This window comes from Rummeliibacillus stabekisii (assembly GCF_007988965.1).
Lineage (GTDB): Bacteria > Bacillota > Bacilli > Bacillales_A > Planococcaceae > Rummeliibacillus > Rummeliibacillus stabekisii.
Genome location: NZ_BJVD01000010.1, coordinates 81,833 through 90,744 on the forward strand (window position 1 = coordinate 81,833; position 8,912 = coordinate 90,744).

The 8,912-nt window shown below is 37.7% G+C and carries 6 protein-coding genes; all 6 read left to right on the forward strand.

The window, feature by feature from the left end; all coding sequences use genetic code 11:
- Nucleotides 1-63 precede the first annotated feature (63 nt).
- The 6 genes from dnaN (at nucleotide 64) to RST01_RS13825 (ending at nucleotide 8,581) form a co-directional block, all read left to right on the forward strand.
- Nucleotides 64-1,200: a DNA polymerase III subunit beta gene (gene dnaN / locus RST01_RS13800; RefSeq protein WP_147197631.1), complete on the forward strand. Its 1,137-nt coding sequence runs from the start codon at nucleotides 64-66 to the stop codon at nucleotides 1,198-1,200.
- 171 nt (nucleotides 1,201-1,371) lie between these two features.
- The gene (gene yaaA / locus RST01_RS13805) at nucleotides 1,372-1,599 is read left to right on the forward strand and encodes a S4 domain-containing protein YaaA (protein WP_066791207.1); all 228 of its coding nucleotides are present in this window, start codon (nucleotides 1,372-1,374) and stop codon (nucleotides 1,597-1,599) included.
- A 1-nt stretch (nucleotide 1,600) separates the two neighbouring features.
- Nucleotides 1,601-2,716, forward strand: a complete 1,116-nt coding sequence (gene recF / locus RST01_RS13810) for a DNA replication/repair protein RecF (protein WP_147197633.1) — start codon at nucleotides 1,601-1,603, stop codon at nucleotides 2,714-2,716.
- A gap of 157 nt (nucleotides 2,717-2,873) precedes the next feature.
- Nucleotides 2,874-4,796 (forward strand): DNA topoisomerase (ATP-hydrolyzing) subunit B, encoded by a 1,923-nt coding sequence (gene gyrB / locus RST01_RS13815; RefSeq protein ID WP_147197635.1) that lies wholly within the window; start codon nucleotides 2,874-2,876, stop codon nucleotides 4,794-4,796.
- A gap of 25 nt (nucleotides 4,797-4,821) precedes the next feature.
- On the forward strand, nucleotides 4,822-7,332 hold the full coding sequence (gyrA, locus tag RST01_RS13820; protein ID WP_147197638.1) for a DNA gyrase subunit A: 2,511 nt from the start codon (nucleotides 4,822-4,824) through the stop codon (nucleotides 7,330-7,332).
- A 154-nt stretch (nucleotides 7,333-7,486) separates the two neighbouring features.
- A complete protein-coding gene (locus RST01_RS13825) occupies nucleotides 7,487-8,581 on the forward strand; it encodes an HD-GYP domain-containing protein (protein WP_147197640.1) in 1,095 nt (364 codons plus the stop codon).
- Nucleotides 8,582-8,912 lie beyond the last annotated feature (331 nt).

The window sequence follows — 8,912 nt, forward strand, 5'->3', positions numbered from 1 at the left end:
CCTATTACTATATCTATTAATATTTAATAAATAATAAATAATATATAAGCGAGGTTTGTAACAATGAAATTTAGTATCATGAGGGACCGTTTGTTAGATGGATTGAATGATGTAATGAAAGCTGTAAGTTCAAAAACAACCATTCCAATTTTAACTGGAATCAAAATTGATATTTCTTCTGAAGGAGTGACTTTAACAGGTAGTGATGCAGATATCACAATCCAAACCTTTATTCCTGTTGAAGAAGATGGAAAAGAAATCGTCCAAGTAAAAGAACCAGGTTCAATTGTTCTACAAGCACGGATGTTTAACGAAATTATTCGTAAACTACCAACAAACGAAGTAGTAGTAGAGGTTAGTGAACAATTACAAACACGTATCCAATCTGGTAAATCGGATTTCCACCTTATTGGCTCGGATGCATCTGAATATCCTTTGTTGCCTGATATTTCTGCGGACCGTCAGATTACACTACCTGCTGATTTATTGAAAACGATTATTCGCGAAACTGTATTCGCTGTATCAACCACTGAAAGTCGCCCCGTGTTGACAGGTGTAAAGTGGGAAATTAAAGATAACAGTTTAGTCTGTATTGCAACAGATAGTCACCGTCTAGCTCAAAGGAAAGTAACGCTTGAACAATTGCCATCTGAAGAAATGAATGTTGTCATTCCAGGGAAAAGCTTAACTGAATTAAGTAAAATCCTTAGTGATTCACCACACCCTGTAGATATCTTTATGACAAATCAGCAAGTTTTATTCAAAACACCTGATGTTTTATTTTTCTCTCGATTGTTGGAAGGTAACTATCCGGATACATCACGCCTTATTCCGGAAGAATCATCTACTATTGTTACAATTAATGGGAAAGCTTTATTGCAAGGTATTGATCGTGCTTCACTCCTTGCAAGAGAAGATCGGAATAACGTTGTACGTTTCTCAACAATTGATAGTGGCACAGTAGAGATATCATCCAATTCACCTGAAATTGGTAAGGTGGAAGAAGAAATTCAAATCGACTCTTTTGAAGGGGAAGAACTTAAAATTTCTTTTAGTGCGAAGTATATGATGGATGCTTTAAAAGCCATTGACGGTCAAGAAGTTGTAATTCAATTTACGGGTGCTATGCGACCTTTCACTATCCGTTCAATCCATGATGATGCGATATTGCAACTAATTTTACCTGTTCGCACATATTAATATTTTTTTACTATAACTTCCGGTAAAAATTATTTCCCAAATATATTAGTACCAGGTACTAAAAATGTCTTTTTGTACGAAAAGGATAGTCAAATGCACGACTATCCTTTTTACTTATGAACAAAAGTTCGGTAAAATAGAATAAGATAAGAGCAGATAGGATGAAGTGAAGTGAAGAATATCATTTTAGAAAGTGAATTTGTTACACTTGGACAGTTTTTGAAAATAGCCGATGCTATTAGCTCAGGAGGAATGGCTAAATGGTTTTTACAAGAAAATGATGTATATGTGAACGGTGAAGTAGATCGCAGACGTGGCCGTAAACTCTATGCTGGCGACCTGATTAATATACCTGGTTGCGGGAGATTTAACCTTGTAGAGCCACAAAGCGAGGAGTAGCATGCATATTGAGCAACTAAAGCTTAAAGACTATCGTAATTACGAATCTCTTGATTTGTCCTTTTCTCCAAAAATCAATGTGTTTATTGGCGAAAATGCACAAGGGAAGACAAATGTAATGGAATCAATCTATGTCCTAGCTATGGCAAAATCGCATCGTACATCAAGTGAGAAAGAATTGATACGGTGGGGGCAAGAATATGCTAAAATAGAAGGGGACATCCAAAATAGATATGGTCGCTTGCCAATGGAATTAACTATTTCCAAGAAAGGTAAAAAAGCTAAAGTAAATCATTTGGAGCAGAGCCGATTAAGCGATTATATAGGGCAAATGAATGTTGTTATGTTTGCTCCGGAAGATTTAAACGTAGTAAAAGGTAGTCCTCAGGCGAGAAGGCGTTTTTTAGATATGGAGATTGGCCAGATTTCCCCAGTCTACTTGCATGATCTGTTAACCTTTCAGAAGCTATTAAAACAGCGGAATCATTTACTTAAACAAAATCAAGGAAAAAAAACATTCAATGATGTAATGTTTGATGTTTATACAGAGCAGTATATTGAAGCAGCAGTCAAAGTAATCCAAAAAAGATTCCACTTTATGGAATTACTTCAAGCCTGGGCAGGGCCAATTCATTATTCAATTTCACGAGAACTTGAAAATATGGAGATTCGTTATCGCCCTGTCAGCGGTATGGATGTAGATTGGTCTGCTGAACAAATGGCAGATCACTTGGCTGCAAAAATAAAGGAACAGTCTCGAAGAGAGTTGGAAAGAGGCGTAACATTGGTTGGTCCACATCGTGACGATTTGCAATTCATTGTGAATGGCTATGATGTCCAAACATATGGTTCTCAAGGACAACAAAGAACGACTGCACTGTCATTAAAGCTAGCAGAAATAGAGTTGATCAAACAAGAAGTGAATGATACGCCTATTCTTTTGCTTGATGACGTTCTTTCAGAATTAGATGATTATCGGCAATCTCATTTGCTTAACACGATAAAAGGTGAAGTCCAAACATTTGTCACAACGACAAGTGTGGAAGGCATAGAACATGAAACCATTCGCGAGTCAGAAATGTTTCATGTGAAACAAGGCTCCGTGGATACTGAGTGATCTTAGTATTTGCGGATTTTATTAATATGGGAATTCTGACCTTGCTAATTAATTGCATTGAAAGCCAGGTATTCTGCGCTTTAAGACGCAAATTTCAAGGTTTAAGAAATTTACAAATAATGCATACTAATGCCATGAAAGAGTAGGTGGAACAATAATGGCGATTGAAGATAAAAGCCCTGCAGCTTATGATGCAGACCAGATACAAGTATTAGAGGGACTAGAAGCAGTACGTAAACGTCCGGGTATGTATATTGGTTCGACAAGTTCCAAGGGGCTGCACCATCTTGTATGGGAAATCGTCGACAACAGTATTGACGAAGCATTAGCTGGTTATTGTACTGAAATCACTGTTGCGATTGAAAAGGACAACTGGATCAGAGTAGAAGATAACGGACGAGGCATCCCTGTTGATACTCAAGAGAAGGTCGGCAAGCCGGCAGTAGAAGTTATCATGACTGTTTTGCATGCTGGTGGTAAATTCGGCGGCGGCGGATATAAAGTATCAGGAGGTTTGCACGGAGTAGGTGCATCTGTTGTAAATGCGCTTTCGATTGAAACAGACGTGCAAGTACACCGTGACGGACACATCCATGAAATTAAATTTGAACGCGGCAGAACAATCCAGCCGCTTACCATCATTGGTGATACGGACCATAATGGTACTACTACCCGTTTTAAAGCAGATCCAACCATTTTTAAAGAAACCACTGTTTATGAATATGACATTCTAGCACACCGTATCCGCGAATTAGCTTATTTAAACCGCGGTATTACGATTATAATTATGGATGAGCGAAATGAAGAAATTCGTAAAGATGTCTATCACTATGAAGGTGGTATTAAATCTTATGTAGAACAGCTTAATGAAAATAAAGAGCCATTGCATGAAGCGATTGATTTAAAAGGCGAAAAAGATGGAATTTCCATTGAAATTGCCATGCAGTATAATTCAGGTTTTGCCTCTACTATTTTGTCATTCGCAAATAATATCAATACGTATGAGGGTGGGACTCATGAATCGGGCTTTAAAACAGCGTTGACGCGTGTGATCAATGACTATGCCCGAAAGAATAACCTGCTTAAGGATTCTGATGCCAATTTATCCGGAGAAGACGTACGTGAAGGTCTTGTAGCAATTGTTTCTATAAAGCATCCAGACCCACAATTTGAAGGTCAAACAAAAACAAAGCTTGGTAATTCAGAGGTTAGTTCCATTACGAATTCTCTGTTCTCCGAACGCTTTGAACGCTTTTTATTAGAAAACCCAACAGTTGCTAGAACAATAGTCGATAAAGGTTTAATTGCATCACGTGCACGTGTTGCAGCAAAGAAAGCTAGAGAGATGACACGTCGTAAATCTGCGTTAGAGATTTCAAGTTTGCCAGGGAAGTTGGCTGATTGTTCTTCTCGCCATCCTGAAGAGTGTGAAGTATACATCGTTGAAGGTGACTCTGCCGGCGGTTCGGCGAAGTCTGGACGTGACCGTCACTTCCAAGCTATCCTTCCACTTCGCGGTAAAATCTTAAATGTCGAAAAAGCCCGTCTAGATCGCATTTTGTCGAATGAAGAAATCCGTGCCATGATCACAGCTGTCGGTACAGGTATCGGTGAAGAGTTCAATTTAGAGAAGGCACGTTATCATAAAATCGTTATCATGACGGATGCCGATGTCGATGGCGCTCATATACGAACGTTATTATTGACATTCTTCTTCCGTTTTATGCGGCCGTTAATCGAAGCAGGCTATGTGTACATTGCACAGCCGCCGCTATTCAAAATACAGCAAGGTAAGCATGTCGAATATTGCTATAGCGATAAAGAATTACAGGAAATTTTAGAGCGTTTACCAAGCCAACCAAAGCCTGGTATCCAACGTTATAAAGGTCTTGGTGAAATGGATGCGGAGCAATTGTGGGATACTACAATGGACCCGGATAATCGTGTTTTATTGCAAGTCGAATTGGACGATGCGATTGAAGCAGATCGTACTTTTGAGCAATTAATGGGCGATAATGTAGAACCAAGACGCCAATTTATTCATGAAAATGCTGTTTATGTAGAAAACTTAGATATTTAGTTCCTTTTGAAGGGGGTTCCACACTTTGGCTGAAACAAATAACTCTGGCGTTAAAGGAGTTAATATAACAAAAACAATCAAAACCTCATTTTTAGATTATGCGATGAGTGTAATTGTTTCCCGGGCATTGCCTGATGTTCGAGATGGCCTAAAACCAGTTCAACGGCGTATTCTATATGGAATGCAGGAATTGGGAAGTACTTCGGATAAGCCATATAAGAAGTCAGCTCGTATAGTAGGGGATGTAATGGGGAAATACCATCCACATGGTGACTCTTCTATTTACGAAGCAATGGTCCGCATGGCACAGGATTTTAGCTACCGGTATATGCTTGTTGACGGCCACGGTAACTTTGGTTCTGTCGATGGAGATGGGGCTGCGGCGATGCGATATACGGAATCCCGCATGTCTAAAATCGCCATGGAAATGCTTAGAGATATCAATAAAGATACAATTGATTATACAAACAACTATGACGGCAATGAAAAAGAGCCAGTTGTATTGCCTGCTCGCTATCCAAACCTGCTAGTGAATGGGGCTTCAGGGATCGCTGTTGGTATGGCTACAAATATTCCCCCACACCAATTGGGTGAAGTAATTGACGGCGTTTTGGCTATTTCTGATAATCCAGCCATTACAACGGAAGAGTTGATGGAGATTATTCCAGGTCCTGATTTCCCTACTGGTGGTTTGATTTTGGGTAGAAGCGGCATTCGCCGTGCATATGAAACAGGGCGCGGTTCAATTGTCATTCGTTCACGCGTGGAAATTGAAACAAAGTCTAGCGGAAAAGAAGTTATCGTAATTAATGAACTTCCTTACCAAGTCAATAAAGCCCGCTTAATTGAAAAAATTGCAGAATTAGTACGAGATAAACGGATTGATGGCATTACCAACATTCGCGATGAATCAGATCGAAATGGTATGAGGGTTACCATTGATGTACGAAAAGATGCCAATGCAAATGTAGTCCTAAACAATTTATATAAACAAACTGCTATGCAAACTAGCTTCGGTATTAACATGTTGGCTCTTGTTGGTGGGCAGCCAAAAGTTTTAAGCTTAAAAGAAGCTTTATTCCATTACTTGGAACATCAAAAGATCGTTATTACGAGACGAACTAAATTTGAATTAAGCAAAGCTGAAAAACGTGCTCACATTTTAGAAGGTTTGCGTATTGCTCTTGATCATATCGATGAGATTATTAGTTTGATTAGAGCTTCTCAAACAGCTGAAGATGCGAAAAATGGCTTAATGGAACGCTTTAATTTGAGTGAACGCCAATCTCAAGCTATTTTAGATATGCGCTTGCAACGTTTGACAGGTTTGGAGCGTGATAAGATTGAAGCAGAGTACCAAGAATTGCTTCAATTAATTCAAGAGCTCAAAGATATTTTGGCAGATGAATCAAAAATAAGAAAAATTATTCATGATGAGCTTCTTGAGATTAAAGAACGCTTCAATGATGCTCGTCGTACAGATATTACAGCGGGTGGCATGGAAATGATTGAGGACGAAGATTTAATTCCTCGTGAAAACTCAGTTATTACCCTTACACATAATGGGTATATTAAACGTCTACCAGCTAACACATATAGAAGTCAACGTCGAGGCGGCAGAGGCGTACAAGGTATGGGAACGCATGAAGATGACTTTGTAGAACATCTTCTATACACATCAACACATGACACCATTCTTTTCTTTACTTCAAAAGGGAAGGTATTTAAAGCAAAAGGTTATGAAATCCCTGAGTTTGGTCGTACAGCAAAAGGGCTTCCTATTGTTAACTTACTGAATGTAGATAAAGGTGAAAAGGTAACGGCTGTCATTCGTGTAGCTTCATACGAAGAAGATGCTTACTTTATCTTTACCACACGTACTGGAGTGGCGAAACGTACACCGCTATCCAACTTTGCGAATATAAGAACAAACGGTTTAATTGCAATTTCCTTAAAAGAAGACGATGAACTGATATCAGTCCGACTTACAAATGGACAACAAGAAATCATTATTGGTACTCATACAGGTATGCTCGTTCGCTTTAATGAAAATGATATTCGGTCAATGGGCCGTACCGCTACGGGCGTACGTGGCATTCGTTTAAGAGAAGATGACTATGTAGTAGGTATGGAGATTATTGAACCAAATCAAGAAATCCTCGTTGTTACTGAAAAAGGTTATGGAAAACGTACACCTGAAGTAGAGTATCGCTTACAAAACCGAGGAGGCATTGGTATCAAAACATGCCAAATCACTGATAAGAACGGTCCTCTTGTTGCTGTTAAGGCAGTTGATGGATCAGAAGATGTTATGCTTATCACAGTAAATGGTATGCTGATACGGATGGATATTGAGGATATCTCGGTTACTGGTCGTAGCACACAAGGTGTTCGTTTAATCCGCCTAGCGGAAGATGAACATGTAGCAACAGTGGCGAAAGTTAAGAAAGAAGAAGCAATTGAAGCAGAGGTAATCAGCGAAGAGGAAGAAAATACTGATTCAACTGAATCTCCTGCTGATGACACAATAGAATAAGAGAAAAAGGTCCCAGAAATAATCTGGGGCTTTTTTTATGGAAAATTATAAAAAAGTTTACCTTGGACAAAAAAATTGAGATAAAATAACTATAGATTCAATTTCTTCATAAGAAACGGGAGAGAAACTCATTTGAATGCAAGGGGGTTTACAAGTGGATTACCAATTAGTTAAGTTGTCTGATCTACAGTTAGGCGCTATGGTTGCTAAAGATATTATGGCTAACACACAATATCCTATTCTGTACAAAAATACAAAGATTACAGGAGAACACTTTCCAGTATTAAAGGCTTTTCAGATTGAAAAGATACCTATCGTTGATATAAAAGAAGCAGATAAAGCACAGCAAGTTCAAAGTGTGTCATCATCCATTGAAACCATAAAAGAAACGTTTAAAAATTCCTTTGAAAGAAAATACAATGAATCAGTAGCAAAATTTAAACAGGAATTTTTAAATTGGGATGCTGGTAGCAATGTAAATATTTCAAAAGTTCGTGAAAGCATATTGCCATTAATTGATGAAGTATTGTTGAATAAAGAAAAGATATTTATCCTAAATGAATATTCGACAACAAAGGACTATTTTTACCATCATTCAATTGCAATCAGTTTAATTAGTGCGGTTATTGCTCAAAAAATGAATTACTCTAAAGGAGATATCACACAAATAGCAATTGCAGCGGCAGTAGCGGATGCTGGTATGGCAAAAATTAATAAAAAAATTCGTGAAAAGAATGGTCCACTGTCAGAATATGAGTTTAAGGAAATTCAAGAGCACCCATATTACAGTCTTCAGATGGTAAATCATATATCTACCTTAAAGAAAGAAATGAAACTAGCGATCTACCAACATCATGAGAGGTTAGATGGCAGCGGCTATCCAAAAGGAGAAAAAGGTAGTAAGGTGTTAATTCACTCCCATATCATTGCGGTTGCAGATGTTTTCCATGCAATGACATGTGAAAGAATTTACCGTTCCAAAGAATCTCCATTCAAAGTGTTAGAAATGATCCGAGAAAATGACTTTGGAAAGTTTAATATAGAAGTTGTACAGGCTCTTAATACTTGTGTAGCAAACCTTTCTCTTGGCACAAGTGTAGAATTATCAAATGGTGAAGAAGGGACCATTATCTTTGCTAATAAAACGTCACCAGTAAGGCCTGTCATTAAGTTGCATGAAACAGAACAAATTATTGATCTATCTAAAAATAGAAATATATATATTGAACGTTTAATTTTAAATAATTAATGAATCTAATTAAATAAACATAGCTATTGAAAAACATAGAACTGCAGTTAAACTATACTAAGTTTGATTGCAGTTCTTTTTGTATGGCCATGTCTATAAAACACTTGTCTAAATCCAATTCTTTAGATCGAGTTACACATTCTTACTCAGTGAACAGAGATATTAATTACCTTTTTTAAAAAAGAGTTGACTTTGATATCTATTTGGCGTATTCTATTTAAGTTGCCTCTAAAAAGCAATGAATTATATTGAAAAAATAATTCTAAAAAAGCGTTGACAATCTTTTAATAGTATTATATACTAATTAAGTCGTTAAGATGACGACGCAACG